A 24,270-nucleotide genomic window follows, 5' to 3' on the forward strand; every position below is an offset into this window, starting at 1 on the left:
AACGGAAGTAACCATGTCAGATTTACCACAAGATGATGCCGCCAAACCGGATGAGGGGATCTACCCCATCCGCGAGGTCTCCCGCCTCACCGGGGTCAATGCCGTCACCCTGCGCGCCTGGCAGCGCCGCTACGGCCTGGTGCAGCCCGCCCGCACCGACAAGGGGCACCGCCTCTACAGCGAGCAGGATATCCGCCAGATAGGCGAGATCCTGAGCTGGCTGGAGCGGGGGGTGAGCATAGGCCAGGTCAAGGGGCTATTGAGCGAGCCCCAGTCCCAGCCGGTGAACGATCACTGGCAGCAGACCCTGGAGCAATTGAGTCAGGCGCTGCTCGCCTTCAACCAGCGCAAGGCGGAGGCCGAGCTGAACGATCTGTTGGCGAGCTATCCGTTCGAGCTGGTACGCAGCCGGGTGCTGCAACCCCTGGTGGAGCGGCTGCTCGGCCTGTGGCGCGAGCGTCCCGATGGCGAGCTGCTGCAACAGGTGTGGCTGGGCTGGCTTCACACCCGCTTCGCCCGCCACCTCATCGAGCAGGAGAAGGGCGTCCCCGTCACCCTGGCGAGCTGGGGCCAGGTGGGCCCGCTCGATCTGGTCTGGGCCGCGTACGAGCTCATCGGTCAGGGCTATGAGGTACAACTGCTGGGGGCGGTGGAGCCCCGTCACGTCGCCCTGCTGGAAGGGCGCGCCGCCACCCCCTGGCGGGTGCTGCTGGGGGCTGGACTCGGCAAGCCGGATCTGGCCGCCGACTGGCCCGCCGGCACCCGCTTCTTTGGCGAGCTGGGGCGTCTCTACGATGCCGACTGGTTGAGCCAGCACGGCTGGCGGGCGACCCTGGCCGAGGCGATAGCAGACAAGCCTGCCACGCGCGGCTTGAGCGGGCGCGGGAGCAAGAAATCATGAGGCTGGTCTGGTTTCGCAACGATCTGCGTCTGGCGGACAACCCGGCCCTGCGCTCGTGCTGCGGGAACGCCGGGGCCGGTGACGAGCCGGTGGCGGCCCTCTTTGTCATCTCCCCGGCCCAGTGGCGGGCGCACAAGCTGGCCCCCATTCGCCAGCGTTTCATCCTGGCCCAGGTGGATGCGCTGGGGCGCGAGCTGGCGGCCCTCGGCATAGTGCTGCATCTGCTGCGGGTCGAGACCTTTGCCGAGACTCCGGCGGCATTGGCGGATCTGACGCGCCAGCTTGGCGTCACCCAGCTCTATGCCAATCAGGCCATCGAGATAGACGAGCTGCGCCGCGATGGCGCCGTCACCACCGCGCTGGCACGGCAGGGGGTGAGTTGTCACTGGTTCAACGGCTGCTGCGTGCTGCCGCCCGGGAGGGTGCTGACCGGATCGGGGGAGATGTTCAAGGTGTTCACCCCCTTCAGTCGCGCCTGGCTCAAGGCGCTGGATGAGGATGGCTTCGTCATCCACCGGGCTCCGGCGCCGCGGGGCGACCCCCTGCCCTGGCAGCCACTGGCCGAGAGGGCCTTTGCCGATGAGGCGCTCGGGGAGACGACCCCGGATCCCCGCTGGCCCGTGGGGGAGGCCGAGGCCCTGCGGCGGCTGCACGCCTTCCTGGATCAGGGGGTGCTGGACTACGGCGAGACCCGGGATTTTCCGGCGCAGGCAGGCACGTCCGTGCTCTCCCCCTATCTGGCGGCGGGCATCATCAGCGCCCGCCAGTGCGTGGCGGCCCTGCAGCAGCGGCTAGGCTGCCGCCCCCAGTCCAAGGCGCAGCCCGGTTTCGTCTGGCTCAATGAGCTCATCTGGCGCGAGTTCTACCGCCACCTGCTGGTGCGGGTGCCGAGCCTCTCCATGAATCGCCCCTTCAAGCCCGAGACCGCGGCCCTGCCCTGGAGCTGGGATCCGGATGCCTTCGCCGCCTGGTGCGAGGGGCGCACCGGCTACCCCGTGGTAGACGCCGCCATGCGCTGCCTCAACGCCACCGGCTGGATGCACAACCGGCTGCGGATGATAGTGGCGAGCTTCCTCACCAAGGATCTGCATATCCACTGGCGGCTCGGGGAGGATTACTTCATGAGCCGGCTCATCGATGGCGATCTGGCGGCCAACAATGGCGGCTGGCAGTGGGCGGCGGGCACAGGCGCCGATGCGGCCCCCTACTTTCGGGTGTTCAATCCGACCACTCAGGGGCAACGATTTGATCCACAAGGGGACTTTATCCGTACTTGGGTGAAAGAACTGGCCGATGTTCCCCCTGCCTATATACATCAACCCCATGATTGGTTGAGACTCAAAGGGGAAAGAAACTACCCGACCCCCATGGTGGATCACGCCCTCGCACGGGTGAAGGCCATCGAGATGTTTCGAAACCTGGAGAAATAGGATGAAGGATCCGCTGGCCCGCTTTATCGCCCTCTATCAGCAACTGGACAGGCAGCAGCTGCATCGCCTGCCCGATGTCTATGCCCAGAGGGTGGTCTTCATTGATCCGGCCCACCGCATCGAGGGACTGGCGGCGCTCACCGACTATTTTGCCGCCCTCTATCAGCGCCTCGCCTATTGCCGCTTCGAGGTAACGGGTCAGCAGCAGCAGGGGCTGGGGGCCTGGCTCGGCTGGACCATGACCTTCTCCCACCCCAGGCTGCGAGGCGGCGAGCCCATCAGGGTGGAAGGGGCCACCCGCCTCGAGTTCGACCAAGAGGGCAAGGTGTGCCTGCACCGGGACTACTTCGATCTGGGCGCCATGCTCTACGAGCAGTTGCCGCTGCTCGGCCCCCTGGTGCGCACCATCAAGGGGAGGCTGGGATCATGAGCGGACGGGTACTGATCACCGGGGCCAGCTCCGGTATCGGCCGCCAGCTGGCGCTGGACTACCGACGCGCCGGCTGGCAGGTGTGGGGCTGTGGCCGGGATGAGGGGCGCTTGCAGGCATTGGCGGATGCGGGGATCACCCCATTGCAGTTCGATGCAAGGGACAGCGTCGCCATGGCCGAGGTCGCCGCCGGCCTGCCCGCCCTGGATCTGGTGATCCTCAACGCCGGCAATTGCGAATACATGGATGTGGCAGAGGGGTTCGACGGCGCCCTCTTTGCCCGGGTGATCGAGACCAACCTCATTGCCACCGGCCACGCCCTGGCCGCCTTCTTGCCACGGCTGGCGGCAGGGTCTCGGCTCGCCATCGTCAGCTCGTCGGTGAGCTGGCTGCCGCTGCCAAGGGCCGAGGCCTATGGCGCTTCCAAGGCGGCCCTCGACTATCTGGCCGATACCCTGCGTCTGGATCTCGCGACCCGGGGCATAGGGGTGAGCCTTGTTCGCCCGGGCTTTGTCCGCACGCCGCTCACCGCGAAGAACGATTTTCCCATGCCCTGTCTGGTGACGGTGGAGGAGGCCTCTCGCGCCATCATGGCCGGGCTGGCCGCCGGTCGCCACCAGGTCCATTTTCCCCGTCGCTTCATCTGGCTGCTGCGCCTGCTAGGCGCCTTGCCGACCGGGCTCTGGTTGCGCCTCGGTCGTACCCTCACCTCGAAAGGATCCCCTTCATGAAGAAAAAGATTGCCATCATAGGTTCCGGGATCTCGGGTCTCAGCGCCGGTTTTCTGCTCCACAAGCTGCACGACGTCACCCTGTTCGAAGCGGCCCCTATCCTGGGGGGCCACACCGCCACCGTCGATGTGACTCAGGCCGGTCGCAGCTATGCCATCGACACAGGTTTCATTGTCTTCAACGATCGCACCTATCCCAATTTCCTCACGTTGCTCAAACGCATCGGGGTGGCGCGCCAGCCCACCGAGATGAGCTTCTCGGTCAAGAGCCCGGCGGGGCTGGAGTACAACGGCCACAACCTGGACACCCTGTTTGCCCAGCGCAGCAACCTGCTGAGCCCGCGCTTTTACCGCTTTGTCGCCGAGATACTGCGCTTCAACCGGGAGGCCCGCGCCTGGCTGGCGGACAAGACCCGCCCGGAAAACGGCAGCGAACCGACCCTGGGGGATTTCCTGCAACGGGGACGGTTCAGCGACTACTTCGCCCGCCACTATATCCTGCCCATGGGGGCGGCCATCTGGTCCTCCACCCTGGCGGACATGCGTGCCTTTCCCCTGGGTTTCTTCCTGCGATTCTTTGCCAACCACGGCCTGCTCGAGGTGGCCAATCGTCCCCAGTGGTACGTGATCCCGGGGGGCTCGCGAGAGTACATAGCGCCGCTCACGGCAGGCTGGCAGACGCGGATCCGCCTCGCCAGCCCTGTGCTGGGGGTGCGGCGCACGGCCGAAGGGGTGCAGGTCCAGAGCCGCCACGGGGAGGAGTCCTTTGACGAGGTGATCTTCGCCTGTCACAGCGATCAGGCTCTGGCCCTGCTGGTGGATGCAAGCGAGCGGGAGCAGGCCATTCTCGGCGCCATGGCCTATCAGGCCAACGACGTCTGGCTCCACACCGATGTCAGCTGTTTGCCCACTCGCCGCAAGGCCTGGGCCAGCTGGAACTATCTGCTCGGGGAGGACGACGAGGCGCGCCCCCTGGTGAGCTACAACATGAACATCCTGCAGGGGATAAGCTCGCCCCAGCCCTTCTGCGTCAGCCTCAACCCCCAGGGCCGGGTGGACGAGAGCAAGGTGCTGCGCCGTTTCGTCTATCATCATCCGGTCTTCAATCAGGCCTCCATCGCCGCCCAGCAGCGCCGGGCCGAGATCTGCGGCCGCCAGCACACCCACTTCTGCGGCGCTTACTGGTACAACGGCTTTCACGAGGACGGGGTGCGCAGCGCCCTGGACGTGGCCGCGCGCTTCGGAGCCCGCCTATGACGGCCGCCGGCGACGACACCATCAGCGCCATCTGGCGGGGCTCGGTGCGCCATCGCCGCTTCGCCCCCAGGCCCCATGCCTTCTCCTACAGCCTCTTCATGCTGGGGCTGGATCTGGACGAGCTGCCGGGGCTCAGCCAGGGGCGCTGGTTCGGCGTGGAGCAGGCCGGGCTGCTCTCCTTTCGCCGCCGCGACTATCTGGGGGGCGGTGAGGGCAGCCTCAAGCAGGCGGTGTGGGACAAGGTGAGCGCCCTTGGTGGCAGTGCCGAGCCGGACGGTCGGGTGCTGCTGCTCGGCAACGTGCGCTGCCTGGGCTTCTACTTCAGCCCGGTCAACTTCTACTTCTGCGATCGGGCGGGGGAGACCCGTTACCTGCTGGCGGAGGTGTCGAACACCCCCTGGAACGAGCGCCATTACTACCTGCTGGATCTGGCGGCCCTGGCACCCCATGACAAGGACTTTCACGTCTCTCCCTTCATGGGGCTGGCCATGCGCTACCACTGGCGCATCAGGGCGCCGGCGCAGGAGACGCTGATCCATATCGAGAGCCACCCCGTATCCGGTGAGGCCAAGCTGTTCGACGCCACCCTGGCCCTGCGCCGGGCGCCTTTGTGCCGCAGCGGGCTCGCGGCCCTGCTGGTGCGCTGGCCCTGGATGACCCTCAAGGTGCTGCTCGGCATCTACTGGCAGGCCCTGCGACTCTTTGTCAAACGCACCCCGATCTTCAACCACCCGGAGAGCCGCTGATGAAGCCGACCTTCTCGCGTATTACAGCTTTCAGTCGTTGTCCGCAGCCTAGGATGCGGGTTCGTATCAAACGAACCTCTTTTATATTCACCCACTCGGAGAGCCGCTAATGGAACTTGCTCAATCAACCCTCTCTGCCTCTTTCATCGACAAGGGGGCCAGGCAACTGCTGCTCAGTCTGCTGGGACGCCTCGAACACGGCCAGCTGCTGCTGCACGACGGCAGCGAGCGCCACGGCTTCGGGGTGGCGGGCACAGATCTCCATGCCGAGGTGATGGTGCAGGATCCTGCCTTCTATCGCCGCCTGTTGCTGGGGGGCAGCATCGCCGCTGGGGAAACCTGGGTGGAGGGACTCTGGACCAGCCCGGATCCGGTGGCCCTGGTGCGGCTGCTGGCCCGCAACCTGACGCTGCTCGACACCCTGGAGCGGCGGCTCGGCTGGCTCAGCTTCCCCTTCAACAAGGTGCGCCACTTGCTCAATCGAAACACCCTGACCGGATCGCGATCCAACATCGCCGCCCACTATGATCTCGGCAATACCCTCTATCAGGGCTTCCTCGACAGCCACATGCAGTATTCGAGCGCCATCTACCCGAGCGCCGAGGCCACCCTTGAGCAGGGGCAGCAGGCCAAGCTGCGCACCATCTGCGAGCGGCTCGAACTGGGGCCGGAGGATCACCTGCTGGAGATAGGTACCGGCTGGGGCGGCCTCGCCGTCTATGCCGCCCGCCATTACGGCTGCCGGGTGACCACCACCACCATCTCCCAGGCCCAGCATGATTACGCAAAGGAGTGGATTGCCCGGGAGGGACTGGAGGATCGCATTACCTTGCTGCTGGAGGATTACCGCAAGCTGGAGGGATGCTTCGACAAGCTGGTCTCCATCGAGATGATTGAGGCGGTGGGGCACGCCTTCCTGCCGGATTACTTTCGCCAGCTGTCGCGCCTGCTCAAGCCCGGTGGCCGCCTGCTGATCCAGGCCATCACCATCGCCGATCAGCGCCACGCCCAGTATCTGCGCGGGGTGGACTTCATCCAGCGCTACATCTTCCCTGGCGGCTGCCTGCCCAGCGTCTCCCAGATGGCGGGATTGCTGGCGCGCGAAACCGACATGCAGCTGGTGCGGCTGCACGATCACGGTCACCACTACGCCCGCACCCTGGCCCACTGGTGCGAGCGTTTCCTGGCGCTGGCCCCCGAGCTGCCAAGGCTCGGCTACAGCCAGGACTTCATCCGGCTGTGGCACTTCTATTTCGCCTACTGCGAGGGGGGATTCTGGGAGCGGGCCATCAGCCTGGTGCAGCTGGAGGCGGCCAAGCCGGGGCCGCTCGGCTGGTCCGGCGACCTGCCAGTGAGCGGTCACTGACCATGTGGCAGTGGGCCCATCTGCTGGGGTTCAACCTCTACTGGTTGCTGGCGGTGAAATGGCAGCAACCGGGCCCGCTGCTGCTGATGCTGTTGCTTCATTTCCTCTTCTCTCCTCGTCGCCGGCAAGATTGGCGGCTCATTCCCGTTGCCCTGGCAGGTTGTCTGCTGGATGTGATCCTCTGGCGGCTGGGCCTGTTCCAGTTTCCGGCCGGCTTCCCCCTCTGGCTGGGGCTGCTCTGGCTCGGCTTTGCCCTGACCCTCTCCCATGGCATGGGTTGGCTGCGGCGCCTGGCTCGCTGGCAGCAGGCGCTGCTTGGCATGGTGGGGGGAGCGAGCTCCTATGTGGCGGGGGCGGCGATGGGGGCCGTACACTTACCCTGGGGCATCTGGATCAGCACGGCGCTGCTGGCGGTGATCTGGATGGGGTGGTTGCCCGTACTGGTGTGGGCAACGGTGACGCTGGAGGGTGACGCGACATGAACACCTTTTCGACCGACGCCTTGTTGTTTTCCAAATGGACCAAGGAGAGCCAGTACGAGCTGGCCGACCGCTTCTACCTGGTGGTGGCCTGCCAGCGGGATGCGAGAGGTCAACTGGCGAGCGTGGTGATGCAGGACATCAATACCCTGCAAGAACAGGAGCTGGACTGGCATGAACTCGAAGATCCCACTCGTTGGCACATGGGTTGGCATTAGCCTGCTCTGCTGGAGCACCTTGAGTTGGGCTGCCCCCTGGCAGCAGCTGCGCCCCGTCGGACAGGGGGAGATGCACTGGCTCTGGTTCAAGCTCTATGATGCCACCCTCTACAGCCAGGATGGCCGCTATGGGCCGCGCCGTTATCCCCAGGCCCTCTCCCTCACCTATGTCAGGGACATAGACAGGCAGGATATCCTGGATGCTACCGCCCAGGAGTGGCAGCGGTTGGCACCAGGGAACAGCCAGGCCCAGGCCCGCTGGCTGGCGGCGCTGTCCGGTGTGCTGCCCGACGTGAAGGCGGGGGACAGGCTCACTTTTTACGTCGATGAGCAGGGGCAGGGAGAGCTCTGGCTGCGAGACAGGTCCCTTGGCCGCATCGCGGAGCCCGGTTTTTCCGCCGCCTTTCTCGCCATCTGGCTGGCGGACAACAGCCGGGATCCCGCGCTGACCCGGCGTCTGCGTGGCCAGCCTTGAGCCCTCGGCGATCGCCGTGGCCATCCCGTCGTATTGACCGAGTGATGACGACCATGGACAGCCGTCTGCGCTGGCATTCAGCCGAGGCGGCGCTTCCCCTTATTGCAATCCGGAGTCTGACATGACCTTATCTAGCGGCCGCTGGCGTGGCCTGATGCTCTCCCTGATGTTGCTTCTCGGCGGTTGTGGCACCAGCCTGGATGCCTACCGTGGCCAGGGGCCGAACTGGGATCTCGCCCGCTTCTTCGACGGCAAGCTGGTGGCCCATGGCCTGGTGACGGACCGTAGCGGCGAAGTGACCAGTCGCTTTCGGGTCGAGATGCAGGGGCGCTGGCGAGCGGGCAAGGGGGAGCTGTTCGAGCAGTTCTATTTCGATGACGGCCGTCAGCAGACCCGCACCTGGTTTTTGAGCAAGGGGGCGGATGGGCACTGGCGCGGCACCGCCTCGGACGTGGTGGGGGAGGCGGTGGGCAAGACGGCAGGTTTCGCCCTGAACTGGCGCTATCGGCTCGATCTGGCCCTGCCGGACGGGGAGGTGGTGCGGGTGAGCTTCGATGACTGGATGTACCTGCTGGATCAAGATCGCCTGATCAACCGGGCCGAGATCAGCAAGTTCGGCATCTACCTGGGTGAGGTGCTCCTCTATATCGAGCGCACCGACCCCCTCGCCGCACCTTGAGGCCATCGGCCCCTGATTGATAGTCCATCGCTATCAATGACTCAGCTAGCAACTATTACCTTTTGAGTCTCGTGCGCGCTAAGCTGAGCCTGTTTTCCAATCTGGAGGTGCATGATGAAGAACCCGATAGGCCTAGACGCCGCCCAATCTCAAGCCCTGGCAACCGAGCTGAATCAACTGTTGGCCAGCTACCAGATCCTCTACATGAATGTCCGCGGCTTCCACTGGAACATCCGCGGCAGCCACTTCTTCGAGCTGCATCTGAAGTTCGAGGAGATCTACAACGACCTGTTGCTGAAGGTCGATGCCCTGGCCGAGCGTATCCTGACCCTGGATAGCGTGCCCCTGCACAGCTTCAGCGACTACCTGAAGGTCTCCGCCATCGCGGAGAGCAAGGGCCTGCACGACGGTCCCGGCTGCATCGGCTCCCTGCTGGAGGGCTTCCGTGAGCTGCTCGGCGCCCAGCGCCGCATCCTGAAACTGGCCAGCGAGGCGGGGGACGAAGGCACGGCCTCCCAGCTCTCGGACTACATCCAGCAGCAGGAGAAACTGGTCTGGATGCTGCGGGCCTATCTGGATTGAGTGCTCAGTTGCCCATACCCTGAATGGCTTCCTTTTCCTGTCTGATTATCCACCCATTTGCCGCCCCTTCGGGCGGCTTTTTTCTTTTGATCTGCATCAATGAAATGTTAATTGGTAAATTGAATGCCTATTAAGTTTTAAACCGGAGGAATAGAATCGCCACAAAACAGACAACTGAAATGTCCAATTAGGAGAGACATGATGTTTTGTGTGCAATGTGAACAGACAATTCGTACCCCCGCAGGCAATGGCTGCGCCTATGCACAAGGCATGTGTGGCAAGACGGCTGAGACCTCGGATCTGCAGGATGTGCTGATTTATACGCTGCAAGGCCTCAGTGCCTGGGCGTTGGTGGCCCGCGAGCACGGCATGGTCGATGACGAGATCGACGCCTTCGTGCCCAAGGCCTTCTTCGCCACCCTCACCAACGTCAACTTCGACTCGGCCCGCATCGTCGACTACGTCAACCAGGCGCTGGTCTATCGCCAGCAACTGGCCGACCGTCTGGCCGCGCTGGCGGTGCAGCTTGCCGAGCTGCCCGCCGCCGCCCGCTTCGAGCCGGGTGTCGATCTGCTGGCCCAGCTGGCCCAGGCGCCCCAGACCGCGGTCAATCGCGGCAAGAACGAAGTCAACGAAGACATCATGGGGCTGCGCCTGCTCTGCCTCTACGGCCTCAAGGGCGCCGCCGCCTACATGGAGCACGCCCGGGTACTGGACCAACAAGACAGCGCCGTGGCGGCCGAATTCCACCGCATCATGAGCTGGCTCGGCACGGATCCCAGCGATCTGGATCCCCTGTTCAAGTGCGCCATGGACATAGGTCTGCTCAACTTCCGCATCATGGAGATGCTGGATCTCGGTGAAACCACGGCCTTTGGCCACCCGGAACCGACCCAGGTGCGCGTCACCCCGGTGCCGGGCAAGTGCATCCTGGTCTCCGGCCACGACATGGTGGATCTCAAGCTGATCCTGGAACAGACCGCAGGCACCGGCATCAATGTCTACACCCATGGCGAGATGCTGCCGGCCATGGCCTACCCCTTCTTCAAGCAGTACCCGCACCTGGTGGGCAACTACGGCTCCGCCTGGCAGAACCAGCAGAAGGAGTTTGCGAACTTCCCGGGCGCCGTGGTGATGACCTCCAACTGCATCATCGACCCGAACGTGGGCAACTACAGCGATCGCATCTTCACCCGCTCCATCGTCGGCTGGCCCGGCGTGACCCACCTGGAAGGGGAGGATTTCTCCGCCGTGGTGGCCAAGGCCCAGGCGCTGGAAGGGTTCAAGCACGTTGAGCTCGAGCACTTCATCACCATCGGCTTTGCCCGCAACGCCCTGATGCAAGCCGCCCCCGCGGTGATCGACAAGGTCAAGGCCGGGGAGATCAGCCACTTCTTCCTGGTGGGGGGCTGTGACGGCGACCGCGCCGAGCGCGCCTACTACACCGAGTTTGCCAAGGCGATCCCGCAAGACAGCCTGCTGCTCACCCTGGGCTGTGGCAAATACAAGTTCAACAAACTCGATTTCGGCGATATTGGCGGCATCCCGCGCCTGCTGGACGTGGGCCAGTGCAACGACGCCTACTCCGCCATCCAGTTGGCATTGGCACTTTCCGAGGCGTTCGAGTGCGGCGTCAACGATCTGCCGCTGACCCTGGTGCTCTCCTGGTTCGAGCAAAAAGCCATCGTCATCCTGCTCACCCTGCTGGCGCTCGGGGTCAAAGACATCCGCACCGGCCCGACCGCCCCGGCCTTCCTCACCCCGGCCCTGCTCAAGGTACTGGAGGAGCAGTTTGGTCTCAAGGGAACCACCACCGCCGAAGCCGATCTCGCCGAGATCCTGGCGGCTTGATCGGCACGGGCTGCCGCTATAGCCAGTCTTACACGCTCAGCAAGTTGTAAGCGTTTGGCGAGCCTGATGGCTCGCCTTTTTTCCATGACACAGTTTCACGACCCCTTTCTAAAAGAGGAGCCTTGCGATGACCTCTCTCACCCTGCGCTGCATCGGCCGCCTTGCAGAAACCCATGATGTGACCAGCTGGCAGTTTGTCGCCACCGAGGGCACGCTGCCCCCCGTGCTGGCCGGTCAGTGCGTCACCCTGCACACCGAGATAGACGGCCAGACCCTGTGCCGCGCCTACACCCTCTCCTCCAGCCCGCAGGACGCGTGCTGGCAGGTGACCATCAAGGATGTAGGAAGGGTCTCCCACCATCTGCACCAGAGCCTGCAGCCGGGGGACGAGATCCGGGCCGAGGGCCCCTTCGGCGACTTCAACCTGACGGCGCTGCCCTGCGAGCGGCCGCTGCTGCTCAGCGCCGGCTCCGGCATCACCCCCATGTGGGCCATGCTGCGGGACGAATTGGCCAGGCGGCCGGACGCGGATATCCGCTTTATCCATAGCGCCCGCTCTCCCGAGGACGTGATCTTCGCGGATGAATTGGCCGCCCTGGCCGAGGCTCATCCAGGGGTGCGCCACGCGCTGGTGCTGGAGCAAGCCCCCGAGACTCACCCCTGGGTCGGTCGGCTCAGTCCGGACATGCTCAAAGAGCTGGCGCCCGACTTGCTCAGCCGCCACGTCTATCTGTGCGGGCCCGCCCCCTACATGGCGGCGGTCTGCGCCATGCTGGTTGAGCTGGGGCTGCCGGCGGCGCAGCTGCATCAGGAGTCGTTCGGTCTGCCCGAGGCGGCACCGGTTGTCACCGCTGGCGACCATTTCTGGCTGACCCTGAAGAAGAGCGGCAAGAAGGTGAAGATATTGCCGGGGCAGACCCTGCTGGCGGCGCTGGAAGGGGCGGGGGAGACCATGATGGCCGCCTGCCGCGCCGGGGTTTGTGGCAGTTGTCGCTGCACCACACAAGGGGATATCGAGCGTCAGAGCGTGATGACCCTGAGCCCCCAGGATCTGGAGAGCGGGGTGGCGCTGGCCTGCTCCTGCACCGCCAGGGGGGATGTCAGCCTCGACTACTGAGGGCGCCATTGGCAGCTCACTCTTTTCCCGTTGTTGCTGGGCGAGTACACTTTGCTCAGTTTCACCAGAACACGGGATAAAAAATGACAATACTGGTCACGGGTGGCGCCGGTTACATCGGCTCTCACACCCTGGTTGAGCTGTTAAACGAAGGGGAGCAGGTGGTGGTGCTGGACAACCTCTCCAACGCCTCCCCCGAGTCCCTCAAACGGGTCGAGCGGATCACCGGCAAGGCGGTCACCTTCGTCGAGGGCGACATCCTGGACAGGGCGTGCCTGCAACGGCTGTTCGCCGCCCACAAGATTGGCTCCGTGATCCACTTCGCCGGCCTCAAGGCGGTGGGGGAGTCCAGCCAGATCCCGCTCACCTACTACCAGAACAACGTGACCGGCACCCTGGTGTTGTGCGAGGAGATGGCCAGGGCCGGGGTGTTCCGCCTGGTGTTCAGCTCCTCGGCCACCGTCTATGGGGATCCCGCCTCTGTGCCCCTGCGGGAAGATTTTCCCACTGGCGCCACCAACCCTTATGGCCGCTCCAAGCTGATGGTCGAAGAGATACTGCGGGATCTGGCCAAGTCAGATCCCCGCTGGGCCATCGTGCTGCTGCGCTACTTCAACCCGGTCGGCGCCCACGAGAGTGGCCTCATCGGCGAAGATCCCAACGGCATTCCCAACAACCTGCTGCCCTATATCAGCCAGGTCGGCGTCGGCAAGCTCAAGGAGCTGGGGGTCTTTGGCAACGACTACCCGACCCCGGACGGCACTGGGGTGCGCGACTACATCCACGTGGTGGATCTCGCCATCGGCCATCTCAAGGCGCTGGCCCGCATCGAGCACGACACCGGGGTCTTCACCTACAACCTGGGCACAGGCCAGGGTTACTCCGTGCTGGAGATGGTCAAGGCGTTCGAGGCGGCCAGCGGTCGCCCCATTCCCTATCAGATCAAGCCTCGTCGCCCCGGCGACATCGCCGAGTGCTGGGCCGAGCCTACCCTGGCCCGGGACGAGCTGGGCTGGCAGGCCGAGCGCGGTCTGGAGCAGATGATGATCGACACCTGGCGCTGGCAGAGGGAAAACCCGAACGGCTACCCGGCGCTATCCTGAGTCCGTCCCTGAAAAAAAGCCCCGGCAGCGATGCCGGGGCTTTTTCATGTGGGCCAGGGGGGGCTTACTGGATGGCCCTGCCGGCGCGCACGTCCTCGATGGCGCCGGTCAGGCTGGCCATGTCGCGGGGGGCCCCACGCAGGATCTGGTCGCCAATGATGAAGGCCGGGGTACCTGAGATACCCATGGCCTCGGCCAGCGCCCGGTTGGTGCCCAGGGCCTTGTCGATGCTGGCATCCTTGAACCTGGCCTCGGCCTTGCTCCAGTTCACACCGGCGCCCTCGGCAATCTGCTTGATCTGGGCTTCGTCGGCCAGGGGACCCTGGTGGGCGTAGAGGGCATCATGAAACGCCTGATACTTCTCCGGCTGGCTCAGCTGCACCGCCAGGGCGGCGCGGGCGGCATAGGCGGAGCTCTGGCTCAGGATGGGAAACTGCTTGTAGATGTAGCGAATGTCCTTGTCAGCGGCCAGCAGCTGCTGAATGAGGGGGTGGGCCCGCTTGCAGTAACCGCAGTTGTAGTCGAAGAACTCGACCAGGGTCAGCTTGCCCTTGGGATTGCCCGCCTCGGGATCCTTGGCGGCGAAGAGCTCCTTGCCATGGGCCTTGATCATCGCCTTGTCGTTCTCGGCCTGCTGGCCCTCCTGCTTGGCGCGCAGGGCATTGGACATCTCGACCAGGATCTCCGGGTTCTTGACCAGATAGTCACGCACTATCTGCTCGACGTCGGACTTGGTGAGCTCGCTGGCCTGGGCGGGGGTCACGAACAGGGCGGCGCCGGCCAGGGCGCAGAACAGGGCATGCTTGATCGTCTTCATTTCATCTTTCCGACAGGGTGACAGTGCCGCTTATAGTGATTTACTCATGAGTCAAGTCAAGCCATCCGCTTGAAAAAGCGCACTTTATAGCCTTTTTGTCTGACATGTGCGCCAGATAGCCCAATAAAGCAGCAAACAGTCGGTCGGGGGATTTACAAGGCAGGGGGGCATGGGTAATATGCGTCGCACTGCTGCGGAGGGGTGGCAGAGCGGCTGAATGCACCGGTCTTGAAAACCGGCGATGGGCGACCATCCGTGGGTTCAAATCCCACCTCCTCCGCCATCTATATAGCCCAACTGATTGATTCGGTTGGGCTTTTTTGTATCTGCAATTTCTGGTATGCCACCAGGTATGCCATTTGCTGTCGGTTGCGATGCACCTCGATAGTGCTTCTTTGGACAGGTTATCGTTATTTCCCCTTCAATTTATTCAACGCAAGAGAGGGCCGTTGGCCCTCTCTTGCTATTTTTTTCGGTCACCTAAGAGCCGCTAACAAAACAGCTTAACAAAGCGTAGGTATAGAACGGCACAAGCTAGCGTCAACAAGGCATATCTAGCTGTCGTTTGAAAGGAATACGTAGCTTGCCAACGCCTGCCAGCCAGCCATGAGTTCGCTCTACGATCCAGCGATGGCAACCCAATCGTTCATTGCAATCGATCCCTCGCCGGGCAATGTGCACTTTGATACCACATTGCCGCAGATAATCACGGCAACGCCGACAGTCATATCCCTTGTCTGCGTGTAGCTTGTTATGCCAGGCATCCTGGCCGTTCCCTTTTGCCTTGTGACGCAGGGGTTGTGTTCGATTGGGGCTCAAATGTTGTCGAGTCATGGCCGTTGACTGTGGTGATCTCGCTCATCGATGACGCGGCGTAGTTCGGCCTTGAGGTGTCGGATTTCGGCTTGCTGGCTGGAGTCATGCTGTCGCGTTTGATCCAAGCGTAAATAGTGCGGCTGAAAACAGCGAGCCGCTTGGCGACCTCTGCTACTGGGTAATGGTGCTCAGTCACTTGTTTGACGGCGACCAGTCTGAATGCTTCCGTGTCAGGTGGCTGCTTGCTCATAACACCTCCTGAATGACCTCAGTTTGAGGCTCTTGAGGTGCCTAGGACAGTAGGGGCGATTCATTGAATGCTTCCGTGTAACGTTGCTGCTTGTTCATAACACCTCCTGAATGACCTCAGTTTGAGGCTCTTGAGGTGCCTAGGAAAGTAGGGGCGATTCATTGAATGCTTCCGTGTCAGGTGGCTGCTTGCTCATAACATCTCCTGAAGAACCTCGGTGTGAGGCTCTTGGGAGGCGAGGAAAGGAGGGGTTATTCAGTTGCCGATCTAGGGATGGATCGGACGTAAGTGTGATGGCGATTTAAAATGGGTAATTCATTTGACTATTTAGGTTGACCTGCACTAACCATGAGATTTAAATGGTCATCATTAGTTGCCACCCTGCACTCGGCGGAGCGATTAGGGATGCAATCCCAGGTGGTGTTCTACTCATATTATTGCGGGAAGCAGGCATATGAAGTCGATGATGCGGTCAGAACCTTATCCATTGTGCTTGTCACACCGTTTCTGGGGATTGCTGTCGATGGCCTTGCTGCTGAGCCTCTTCAGCACGGGCCTGCTAGCGAAAACCTATCCCGTTGAGCAGACTCGCATCGAGCAGTTTTTTCCGGGCGTCGTTATCTCCAAGGCCGCCGGTCCCTATCAGGTGCGCACCCTGAGCAAAGAGGGCAAACCGATAGGCTATGCCTTCCAGACCATCGATGTCGTGAATGTTCCCGCCTACTCGGGCAAGCCCATCAACATGCAGATATTGCTCGACCCCAAGGGGGTGATCGTCGATGCCTATGTGCTCGAGCACCATGAACCCATCCTGCTGATTGGTATTCCGGAAGCGAAGCTGCATGATTTTAATGCCAGATACGCAGGCGTCGGTGTGAATCAACGGGTGGTGGTCGGCCACTCTAGCGATCCGGATGCGGTCACGATTGATGCCATCACCGGGGCGACGGTCACCGCCATGGTAGTCAACGAAATCGTCATGCACGCTGCGCACAAGGTGGCGCTGTCACTGGGTCTGGTCGAAGAGAAGATCGGTGCGAAACCCAAGCCTGCCATGGTGCGCACCGATCGCTATGAGCCCGGAAACTGGGCGACGCTCACCGGCAACGGTGCCATCCGCCGGTTGCATCTGACCCGTGGTCAGGTCGATGCGGCGTTCAAAGGGACCGAGGCGCAAGACGTCGGCACTGCCACGGCCGAGCAGGTTGACGATACCTTCATCGATCTCTACGTCGCGCACCTGAATCCCCCCTCCATAGGTCGCAATCTGCTGGGGGACAAACAGTTCCAGATGCTGATGCAGACGCTCCAACCCGGCGAGCAGGCCGTCGCCGTGCTGGGCAGGGGGGAATACTCCTTCAAGGGGTCGGGTTATGTGCGTGGCGGCATCTTCGACCGGGTGCAACTGCGCCAGTTTGGCGACACCATCAGTTTCCGTGACTCGGATTTCCAGCGCCTCGACGATGTCTATGCGGAGGGGATGCCTGAGTTTGACGAGATGGCGATCTTTACCATCCGTGCCCATGCGGCATTTGATCCCGGCTCGCCCTGGAGCCTGGAATTGCTGGTGCGCCGCCAGACCGGGCCGGTCAAGGGGGTCTTCAGCAGTTTTGAGCTTGCTTACCAGTTGCCCGAATCCTATCTGACACGCCCCTTGCCGAGTGCCGAGGAGCTGGCCGCGGCCGAAGAGGCCGCGCGACCGCTGTGGGTGAAGATCTGGTACCAGAAGAGCGTGCAGATCGGCATCATCGGGCTTGCGCTGCTGCTGCTCACCACCATCCTGTTCTTCCAGGACAGGTTCACCCGGCGGCCCCATTTTCTGCACTGGCTGCGCCGTGGATACCTGTTGTTCACCGTGACCTACATCGGCTGGTATGCGCTGGGACAGCTCTCGGTGGTCAATGTGCTGACCTTTGTCCATGCGCTGTTCCAGGATTTTCGCTGGGAGCTGTTCCTCACCGATCCCGTCCTCTTCATCCTCTGGACCTTCACCGCCGCCACCATTCTGCTCTGGGGCCGTGGCGTGTTCTGTGGCTGGCTCTGCCCGTTTGGCGCGTTGCAGGAGCTGATCAATGAGGCGGCGCGAAAACTGAAGGTCCGCCAGTTCGAACTTCCCTTTGCGGTGCACGAACGGCTTTGGGCCATCAAGTACATCATCCTGCTGGTACTTTTCGGCATCTCGCTGGAGTCGATGCAGATGGCCGAACAGGCCGCCGAAGTGGAACCCTTCAAGACGGCCATCATCCTCGGGTTCGATCGTCAATGGTGGTTCGTGTTGTACGCCGCGCTCCTGCTGGTGATCAACCTCTTCACCCGCAAGGTCTACTGTCGTTACATCTGCCCGCTGGGGGCTGCGCTGGCGATCCCCACCAAGCTGCGCCAGTTCGACTGGCTCAAGCGGCGCAAGGAGTGCGGCAGCCCCTGCCAGCTCTGTGCCAAGGAATGCGAGATCCAGGCCATCCACCCGGATGGGCGGATCAACGCCAACGAATGCCACTATTGCCTCGATTGTCAGATGACTTATCACAATGAGCGCAAGTGCCTGCCGTTAGTGATGAAAAACAAGCAGGCCAAACGTGGCGGCCAAGGACAGGTTGGTATTGAACGGATACCTGTCACCTCAATTGAAACCTGAACAATCAATAACCCTCGTGAGGCGAGTCCGTTCGCCCCGTCAAAAACGATAAAGGAGTCGGTTTATGAGTGATAAGTATCCTGAGAATGCCGAGCAGGCGTTGAATCAAGGCGGCCTCAGTCGTCGCAGCTTCTTCAAGGGGGCAGGCGCCCTGACGGGGGCCGCGCTGGCCACCACGGCCTTTGGTGGCGCGGTGATGAGCCGGGAGAGCTGGGCCGCGGCCGTTTCCGAGGCCAAGCAGAACATTCATGTCGCGCCAGGGGATCTGGATGACTACTACGGCTTCTGGAGTGGTGGTCATCAGGGCGAGGTGCGGGTCCTGGGCATCCCCTCCATGCGTGAATTGATGCGTATTCCAGTGTTCAACGTCGATTCCGCCACCGGCTGGGGGCTGACCAATGAAAGCCGCCACATCATGGGCGAAAGCGTCAAGTTCCTGAACGGTGATTGTCACCATCCCCACATCTCCATGACCGACGGCAAATACGACGGCAAGTACCTGTTCATCAACGACAAGGCCAATAGCCGGGTGGCCCGCATCCGGCTGGACATCATGAAGTGCGACAAGATGCTGACGGTGCCCAACGTTCAGGCCATTCACGGTCTGCGCCTGCAGAAGGTGCCGTACACCAAGTACGTGTTTGCCAACGCCGAGTTCGTCATTCCCCATCCCAACGACGGCACCACCTTCGATCTGCAGGATAAAAACAGCTACACCCTGTTCAACGTCATCGATGCGGAGAAGATGGAGATGGCCTTCCAGGTGATTGTCGATGGCAACCTGGATAACACCGATGCGGACTACACCGGCACCTATGCGGCGTCTACCTGCTACAACTCGGAGAAGGCCTACGATCTGGGCGGCATGATGCGCAACGAGCGTGACTGGGTGGTGGTATTCAACATCCCGCGTATCGAGGCGGCCATCAAGGCCGGCAAGTTCGTGACGCTGGGTGACGCCAAGGTGCCGGTGGTTGACGGGCGGGAAGGCTCCGAACTGACTCGCTACATCCCGGTGCCAAAGAATCCCCACGGTTGCAACACCTCGTCCGACGGCAAGTACTTCATCGCCAACGGCAAGTTGTCACCGACCGTGAGCATGATCGAAATCGCCAAGCTCGACGATCTGTTCGCGGGCAAGCTCAAGGATCCGCGCGAGGTGATCGCGGCCGAGCCTGAGCTGGGTCTGGGTCCGTTGCACACCACCTTCGATGGTCGCGGCAATGCCTATACCACGCTGTTCATCGACAGCCAGGTGGTGAAATGGAACATGGCCGACGCGGTGCGTGCCTATCAGGGCGAGAAGGTCGACTACATCAGACAGAAACTCGATGTGCAGTATCAACCCGGCCACCTGCATGCGTCCCTGACGGAAACCAGCGAAGCCGATGGCAAATGGTTGGTGGCGCTGTGCAAGTTCTCCAAGGATCGTTTCCTGCCTACCGGCCCGCTCCACCCGGAAAACGATCAGCTGATCGACATCTCCGGTGAGGAGATGAAGCTGGTGCATGATGGTCCCACTTTCGCCGAGCCCCACGACTGCATCCTGGCCCGCCGGGATCAGATCAAGACCCGCAAGCTGTGGGATCGCAAGGATCCTTTCTTCGCACCCACCGTAGCGATGGCGGCAAAAGACGGCGTCAAGCTGGAGACCGATAACAAGGTGATCCGTGATGGCAACAAGGTGCGGGTCTACATGACCTCGATGGCCCCGGCCTATGGGATCACCGAGTTCAAGGTCAAGCAGGGGGATGAAGTCACCGTGGTGATTACCAACATCGATCAGATCGAGGATGTCAGCCACGGTTTCGTCATGGTCAACCATGGCGCCAGCATGGAGATCAGCCCGCAGCAGACGTCCTCCATCACCTTCACCGCCGATAAGCCGGGCCTGCATTGGTACTATTGCAGTTGGTTCTGTCATGCACTCCACATGGAAATGGTTGGTCGCATGCTGGTCGAGCCAGCCTAACCATAGTGTCGGGTGGTGCCGATGGCATCGACACCACCCGAATATCCAGGATCCAGGACATGAACCCTCTATCGGTATTACCGGCCTTGCCAAGGCAGGCCCGGAGCACTGTTGCGCTGTTGGTGCTGGGGTGTTGCTGCATTGGTGCGGCCTTTGCGGCACCTCAAGCCATTCGTTCCCTGCCCTTGCAACCCGATGGAGAGGCGCGTTGGCGTCTGCCTGCCGGAGAGTATCGGGGGCAGTTCCGTATTGACGAATCCCTGGTGCTCCGTTGCGAGGCGGGGGCGGTGCTCAATGCTGAAGGGGAGGGCAATGCCCTCACCATCGCGGCGCCGAACGTGACGGTGCAGGGCTGCACTCTGACCAACTGGGGTAGCAACCTCACCAAGCTCAATGCCGCTGTCTTCATCCAGCGGGAAGCCAGTCACGCCAAGGTGCAGGCCAATCGGATGCAAGGGCCGGCCAGCGGGATCTGGGTGGATGGCACGAGCAACGTCAGCCTGCTGGATAACGTGATCGAGGGAGAGCTGCGACTGCGTTCGCAGGATCGTGGCAATGGCATTCATCTCTATGCCGTGCACGGGGCGCGGGTCATCGGTAATCGGGTACGCCACGCCCGTGACGGCATCTATATCGACACCTCCAACGGCAACAGCCTCGAAGGCAATCAGCTGGAAGATCTGCGCTACGGCATTCATTACATGTTTTCCAACGACAACCGGGTGATCGGCAACCTGACCCGCCGCACCCGCACCGGTTATGCGCTCATGCAGAGTCGCAAGTTGACTGTGATCGGCAACCGTTCCGAGCAGGATCAAAACTACGGGATCTTGATGAACTACATCACCTACTCCACCCTCAGGGACAATCTGGTCACTGAGGTTCGTGACGGGGGCGCGGGCGAAGGCATGATCTCCGGTTCCGAGGGCAAGGCGTTGTTCATCTACAACTCGCTCTTCAACCGCATCGAGCACAACCGTTTCGAGCGCAGTGCGCTGGGGATCCATCTCACTGCGGGTTCGGAAGACAACCTCATCAGCGACAACGCCTTTATTAACAATCGGCAACAGGTCAAATATGTCGCCTCCCGGCGGCAGGAGTGGTCGGTGGCGGGCCGCGGCAACTACTGGAGCGATTATCTGGGCTGGGACCGTAACAACGACGGGTTGGGAGAGGTGGCCTACGAACCGAACGACAACGTGGACAGGCTGCTCTGGCGCTATCCACAGGTCCGACTGCTGATGAACAGCCCCGGCATCGAGGTGTTGCGCTGGGCCCAGCGCGCCTTCCCCATCATCAAATCTCCCGGCGTGCAGGATAGCTACCCGCTGATGCAGCCTCCCGCCATCGCCCCTCATCCACAGGAGAACCCTTCATGAACGCGGTCGACATTCAGGGCGTACACCAGCGCATCGGTGGCATGACCATATTGCAGGACGTGAACCTGAGCCTGCAGGAAGGTGAGGTGCTGGGGCTGTTCGGCCATAACGGTGCGGGCAAGACTACCAGCATGAAGCTGATCCTCGGCCTGTTGAGCCCGAGTGAAGGGCGGGTGCAGGTACTCGGCGGCCGGCCACAGGATCTCAACGTGCGCCGTCAGCTCGGTTATCTGCCGGAAAACGTAACCTTTTATCCACAGCTCACGGGGCGGGAGACCCTCACCCATTTTGCCCGTCTGCGGGGCGCGCCCTCCCAGCAGGTGGTGGCGTTGCTGGACCAGGTCGGGCTCAGCCATGCGGCGGCGCGCCGGGTGAAGACTTACTCCAAGGGGATGCGCCAGCGGCTCGGTCTGGCCCAGGCACTGCTTGGCGAGCCGCGTCTGCTGTTGCTCGATGAACCCACGGTGGGGCTGGATCCCATCGCCACCCAAGAGCTCTATCAGCTGATCGATCGCCTGCGCCAGGGGGGCACCAGCATCATCCTCTGCTCCCACGCGCTTGCCGGGGTGGAGGCCCACCTCAATCGCGTCGCCATTCTGGCCGGTGGCCGCTTGCAAGCCGTGGGTGATCTCGCCCAGTTGCGCGCCGACACTGGCTTGCCGGTGCGGATGCGCATCCACGGATTGGAGGATGGCAACCATTGGATGGACCGCTGGCGGGAGGCGGGCCACCAGACTCGCTTGCTCGATGCACAGAGCGTGGAAGTGGTGGTGCACAACGGCCACAAGCTGGCGTTGCTGCGCGAGTTATTGGGGGAATGCGAGCCCGGTGACATAGAGGTGCATCAACCTTCGCTGGAAGATCTCTATTGCCACTACATGGCGCGAGCCGATCAGGCGAACCGGAAGGAGGTACGGCCATGAATCAGGTCTGGAACATTGCCCGCAAGGAGTTCAGCGATGGTCTGCGCAACCGCTGGCTACTGGCCATCAGCCTGCTGTTTGCGGTGCTGGCGGTCGGCATTGCCTGGCTCGGCGCTGCCGCCTCCGGCCAGCTGGGATTTACCTCCATTCCCGCCACCATCGCCAGTCTGGCGAGCCTTGCGACCTTCCTGATGCCCCTCATCGCCTTGCTGCTGGCCTATGACGCCATTGTTGGCGAGGAGGAGAGTGGCACTCTGATGCTGCTGCTGACCTACCCCCTCGGCCACGGCCAAATCCTGATGGGCAAGTTTGTCGGTCACGGCCTGATCCTGGCACTGGCGACCCTGCTCGGTTTTGGCTGCGCCGCCCTGGCCATTGCCGTACTGGTGGAGGATATCTCCCTCTCCACCCTGGTCTGGGCGTTCGGCCGTTTCATGGTGTCATCCACCCTGCTGGGCTGGGTCTTCCTCGCCATGGCCTATGTACTGAGCAGCAAGGTCAGCGAGAAGTCCCGTGCCGCCGGGTTGGCGCTGGGTGTCTGGTTCCTGTTCGTGCTGGTGTTTGATCTGCTGTTGCTGGCACTGCTGGTGCTGAGCGAGGGCCATTTCAGCGCCACCCTCCTGCCCTGGCTGCTATTGCTCAATCCGGCCGATATCTATCGGCTGATCAACCTCTCCGGCTTCGAAGGGGAGAGTGGCGGCTTGGGGGTGCTCTCCCTCGGGAGCGAATTGCCCTTTTCTACCGACATGCTTGGGTTCTGCCTGTTGTTGTGGGTCGGCGTGTCGCTGTGGCTGGCTTATGCCGTGTTTCGTCGTCGCTCGGTCTGAGCCGGGTATAACAAGGATAGTAATATGCTGAATTCAAATAGTTTTTGTCTTAAAGGCAGCCTGATGGCCCTGCTGCTGGCGCTGGCCGGTTGCAACGATGTCGGCTCGAACCCGCACGTTTATGATCCCGTCGCCTTTCACTCCGGCGACGAGTGTCACATCTGCGGCATGGCGATCACCGGCTTTCCCGGCCCCAAGGGCGAGGCGGTGGCTAAACAGGGTGCGATGAAATTCTGCTCTACGGCCGAGATGTTTGGCTGGTGGCTGCAACCGGAGAACCGGGAACAAGATGTCACCCTGTATGTGCATGACATGGCACGCTCGACCTGGGAAAAACCGGATGATGATGCCCTCATCGATGCCCGACAGGCCTTCTATGTCGTCGGCGCCAACCTGAAGGGGGCCATGGGGGCTGCACTGGCCTCATTCGCCCGCGAGGAGGATGCCGAAAGGTTTGCAACCAGCCAGGGCGGCAGGCTGGTGCGGTTCGAGCAGATAGATCTTGCCTTGCTGCAACCAGGCCCCCAGCCCCATCCGGTTGAACCGCACGGCAGCCCGGCGACCCATTGATAGGTTGGCACCGACCACATTTATTCATCCCTTATCACTCATTACATCGCAGGAGGATGCTCCCATGATGGGGATCAGCGTTTGGAAGCTCTTGATTATTCTCGCCATTGTCATCGTGTTGTTTGGCACCGGACGCCTGGGTGGCATCGGTTCTGATCTGGGCAAGGCCGTGCGGGGATTTCGTAACATGCTGGGCGATAAAGAGAGCCAGTAAGAAAACATCATCCGGTTGCACCCAATCTCCGCAGCCCTTGGTCGCGTCGGCCGCCAGCATGACGGAGTGCGGGATGCGAGTGGCCGGATACCAAGCGGGGCATTGCTGCCTCCATCAACATAAGGAAATACCAATATGAAAAGAAACGTGTTTTCACTGCTTGCCCTGGGGGCTGCTGTTTGTCTGCAACCGGCCATGGCAACTGACGGCGAGACGTTATTCAAGAGCAAGCCTTGCGTGGGTTGCCACATGGTGGATGCCAAGCTGGTCGGCCCCTCACTCAAGGAGGTCGCCGCCAAGTATGCCGGACAGGCAGACGCGGCCACCCTGTTGGCTGGCCGCATCAAGAATGGTACCCAGGGTGTCTGGGGGGCCGTGCCCATGCCGGCCAACGCCGTCACGGAAGAGGAGGCCCAGACCTTGGCCGAATGGGTGCTCAGCCATAAAAAATAACAAGCCGCTTGGACTCGCGCTGAAGCCTGGTGTGAATGCTGGGGTGATTG

The 24,270-nt window shown here is 62.2% G+C and carries 25 protein-coding genes, 1 tRNA gene and 1 pseudogene; 24 read left to right on the forward strand and 3 right to left on the reverse strand.

What is annotated here, in order from left to right; genetic code table 11:
- Positions 1–13: 13 nt before the first annotated feature.
- The 15 genes from ACLHZ1_RS00150 (at position 14) to galE (ending at position 13,364) form a co-directional block, all read left to right on the forward strand.
- On the forward strand, positions 14–901 hold the full coding sequence (locus ACLHZ1_RS00150; RefSeq protein WP_427260447.1) for a MerR family transcriptional regulator: 888 nt from the start codon (positions 14–16) through the stop codon (positions 899–901).
- Complete coding sequence (gene phrB, locus ACLHZ1_RS00155) at positions 898–2,331, forward strand: deoxyribodipyrimidine photo-lyase (RefSeq protein WP_427260448.1); 1,434 nt, start codon at positions 898–900, stop codon at positions 2,329–2,331. The genes ACLHZ1_RS00150 and phrB overlap by 4 nt, the downstream gene beginning before the upstream one ends.
- Before the next feature lies 1 nt (position 2,332).
- Complete coding sequence (locus ACLHZ1_RS00160; protein WP_427260449.1) at positions 2,333–2,761, forward strand: nuclear transport factor 2 family protein; 429 nt, start codon at positions 2,333–2,335, stop codon at positions 2,759–2,761.
- The gene (locus tag ACLHZ1_RS00165; RefSeq protein ID WP_427260450.1) at positions 2,758–3,492 is read left to right on the forward strand and encodes an SDR family NAD(P)-dependent oxidoreductase; all 735 of its coding nucleotides are present in this window, start codon (positions 2,758–2,760) and stop codon (positions 3,490–3,492) included. The genes ACLHZ1_RS00160 and ACLHZ1_RS00165 overlap by 4 nt, the downstream gene beginning before the upstream one ends.
- On the forward strand, positions 3,489–4,748 hold the full coding sequence (locus ACLHZ1_RS00170) for an NAD(P)/FAD-dependent oxidoreductase (protein ID WP_427260451.1): 1,260 nt from the start codon (positions 3,489–3,491) through the stop codon (positions 4,746–4,748). Before ACLHZ1_RS00165 ends, ACLHZ1_RS00170 begins: the two co-directional genes overlap by 4 nt.
- Positions 4,745–5,494 (forward strand): DUF1365 domain-containing protein, encoded by a 750-nt coding sequence (locus ACLHZ1_RS00175; protein WP_427260452.1) that lies wholly within the window; start codon positions 4,745–4,747, stop codon positions 5,492–5,494. Before ACLHZ1_RS00170 ends, ACLHZ1_RS00175 begins: the two co-directional genes overlap by 4 nt.
- Positions 5,495–5,603: 109 nt before the next feature.
- Complete coding sequence (locus tag ACLHZ1_RS00180) at positions 5,604–6,860, forward strand: class I SAM-dependent methyltransferase (RefSeq protein ID WP_427260453.1); 1,257 nt, start codon at positions 5,604–5,606, stop codon at positions 6,858–6,860.
- A gap of 2 nt (positions 6,861–6,862) precedes the next feature.
- On the forward strand, positions 6,863–7,342 hold the full coding sequence (locus tag ACLHZ1_RS00185) for a DUF2878 domain-containing protein (RefSeq protein ID WP_427260454.1): 480 nt from the start codon (positions 6,863–6,865) through the stop codon (positions 7,340–7,342).
- On the forward strand, positions 7,339–7,557 hold the full coding sequence (locus tag ACLHZ1_RS00190; protein ID WP_427260455.1) for a TIGR02450 family Trp-rich protein: 219 nt from the start codon (positions 7,339–7,341) through the stop codon (positions 7,555–7,557). Before ACLHZ1_RS00185 ends, ACLHZ1_RS00190 begins: the two co-directional genes overlap by 4 nt.
- Positions 7,514–8,032, forward strand: coding sequence for a chalcone isomerase family protein (locus tag ACLHZ1_RS00195; RefSeq protein WP_427260456.1), 519 nt, complete (start codon positions 7,514–7,516; stop codon positions 8,030–8,032). The genes ACLHZ1_RS00190 and ACLHZ1_RS00195 overlap by 44 nt, the downstream gene beginning before the upstream one ends.
- A gap of 121 nt (positions 8,033–8,153) precedes the next feature.
- Positions 8,154–8,711, forward strand: coding sequence for a DUF3833 domain-containing protein (locus tag ACLHZ1_RS00200; protein WP_427260457.1), 558 nt, complete (start codon positions 8,154–8,156; stop codon positions 8,709–8,711).
- A gap of 114 nt (positions 8,712–8,825) precedes the next feature.
- Positions 8,826–9,293: a Dps family protein gene (locus tag ACLHZ1_RS00205; RefSeq protein ID WP_427260458.1), complete on the forward strand. Its 468-nt coding sequence runs from the start codon at positions 8,826–8,828 to the stop codon at positions 9,291–9,293.
- Between the two features lie 201 nt (positions 9,294–9,494).
- Complete coding sequence (gene hcp, locus ACLHZ1_RS00210; RefSeq protein WP_427260460.1) at positions 9,495–11,144, forward strand: hydroxylamine reductase; 1,650 nt, start codon at positions 9,495–9,497, stop codon at positions 11,142–11,144.
- Positions 11,145–11,271: 127 nt separating this feature from the next.
- Entirely contained in the window at positions 11,272–12,261 is a 990-nt protein-coding gene (locus tag ACLHZ1_RS00215; protein ID WP_427260461.1) for an FAD-binding oxidoreductase, read from the forward strand.
- Positions 12,262–12,344: 83 nt separating this feature from the next.
- On the forward strand, positions 12,345–13,364 hold the full coding sequence (gene galE, locus ACLHZ1_RS00220) for a UDP-glucose 4-epimerase GalE (protein WP_427260462.1): 1,020 nt from the start codon (positions 12,345–12,347) through the stop codon (positions 13,362–13,364).
- Between the two features lie 64 nt (positions 13,365–13,428).
- Here the strand turns inward: galE and ACLHZ1_RS00225 are convergent, their stop codons facing one another.
- Positions 13,429–14,181 carry a DsbA family protein gene (locus ACLHZ1_RS00225; RefSeq protein ID WP_427260463.1) on the reverse strand — a complete coding sequence of 251 codons (753 nt, stop codon included), beginning with the start codon at positions 14,179–14,181 and terminating at the stop codon, positions 13,429–13,431.
- A 195-nt stretch (positions 14,182–14,376) separates the two neighbouring features.
- Between ACLHZ1_RS00225 and ACLHZ1_RS00230 the strand changes: the two genes are divergently transcribed.
- A tRNA-Ser gene (locus tag ACLHZ1_RS00230) sits at positions 14,377–14,464 on the forward strand.
- Between the two features lie 257 nt (positions 14,465–14,721).
- Here ACLHZ1_RS00230 and ACLHZ1_RS00235 read toward each other — a convergent pair.
- Both ACLHZ1_RS00235 and ACLHZ1_RS00240 read right to left on the reverse strand, forming a co-directional pair.
- Positions 14,722–15,015, reverse strand: a complete 294-nt coding sequence (locus tag ACLHZ1_RS00235) for a transposase (protein ID WP_427260464.1) — start codon at positions 15,013–15,015, stop codon at positions 14,722–14,724.
- A 17-nt stretch (positions 15,016–15,032) separates the two neighbouring features.
- Positions 15,033–15,247 (reverse strand): annotated as a pseudogene (locus tag ACLHZ1_RS00240) (transposase); the annotation flags it as partial.
- A 523-nt stretch (positions 15,248–15,770) separates the two neighbouring features.
- Here ACLHZ1_RS00240 and nosR point away from each other — a divergent pair.
- The 8 genes from nosR to ACLHZ1_RS00280 all read left to right on the forward strand — a co-directional run bounded on the left by nosR (position 15,771) and on the right by ACLHZ1_RS00280 (position 24,220).
- The gene (nosR, locus tag ACLHZ1_RS00245) at positions 15,771–17,882 is read left to right on the forward strand and encodes a transcriptional regulator NosR (protein WP_427260465.1); all 2,112 of its coding nucleotides are present in this window, start codon (positions 15,771–15,773) and stop codon (positions 17,880–17,882) included.
- Positions 17,883–17,946: 64 nt separating this feature from the next.
- Positions 17,947–19,854 carry a TAT-dependent nitrous-oxide reductase gene (gene nosZ, locus ACLHZ1_RS00250; RefSeq protein WP_427260466.1) on the forward strand — a complete coding sequence of 636 codons (1,908 nt, stop codon included), beginning with the start codon at positions 17,947–17,949 and terminating at the stop codon, positions 19,852–19,854.
- Positions 19,855–19,913: 59 nt separating this feature from the next.
- The gene (locus ACLHZ1_RS00255) at positions 19,914–21,233 is read left to right on the forward strand and encodes a nitrous oxide reductase family maturation protein NosD (RefSeq protein WP_427260467.1); all 1,320 of its coding nucleotides are present in this window, start codon (positions 19,914–19,916) and stop codon (positions 21,231–21,233) included.
- Positions 21,230–22,156, forward strand: a complete 927-nt coding sequence (locus ACLHZ1_RS00260) for an ABC transporter ATP-binding protein (protein WP_427260468.1) — start codon at positions 21,230–21,232, stop codon at positions 22,154–22,156. The genes ACLHZ1_RS00255 and ACLHZ1_RS00260 overlap by 4 nt, the downstream gene beginning before the upstream one ends.
- Positions 22,153–22,983, forward strand: a complete 831-nt coding sequence (locus ACLHZ1_RS00265; protein WP_005324386.1) for an ABC transporter permease — start codon at positions 22,153–22,155, stop codon at positions 22,981–22,983. Before ACLHZ1_RS00260 ends, ACLHZ1_RS00265 begins: the two co-directional genes overlap by 4 nt.
- A gap of 63 nt (positions 22,984–23,046) precedes the next feature.
- On the forward strand, positions 23,047–23,553 hold the full coding sequence (locus tag ACLHZ1_RS00270; protein ID WP_427260470.1) for a nitrous oxide reductase accessory protein NosL: 507 nt from the start codon (positions 23,047–23,049) through the stop codon (positions 23,551–23,553).
- A gap of 64 nt (positions 23,554–23,617) precedes the next feature.
- On the forward strand, positions 23,618–23,767 hold the full coding sequence (gene tatA, locus ACLHZ1_RS00275; RefSeq protein WP_427260471.1) for a twin-arginine translocase TatA/TatE family subunit: 150 nt from the start codon (positions 23,618–23,620) through the stop codon (positions 23,765–23,767).
- A 135-nt stretch (positions 23,768–23,902) separates the two neighbouring features.
- Positions 23,903–24,220, forward strand: coding sequence for a c-type cytochrome (locus tag ACLHZ1_RS00280; RefSeq protein ID WP_427260472.1), 318 nt, complete (start codon positions 23,903–23,905; stop codon positions 24,218–24,220).
- The last annotated feature ends 50 nt before the right edge of the window (positions 24,221–24,270 follow it).

Source organism: Aeromonas sobria, from assembly GCF_050266975.1.
Taxonomy (GTDB): domain Bacteria; phylum Pseudomonadota; class Gammaproteobacteria; order Enterobacterales; family Aeromonadaceae; genus Aeromonas; species Aeromonas sobria_B.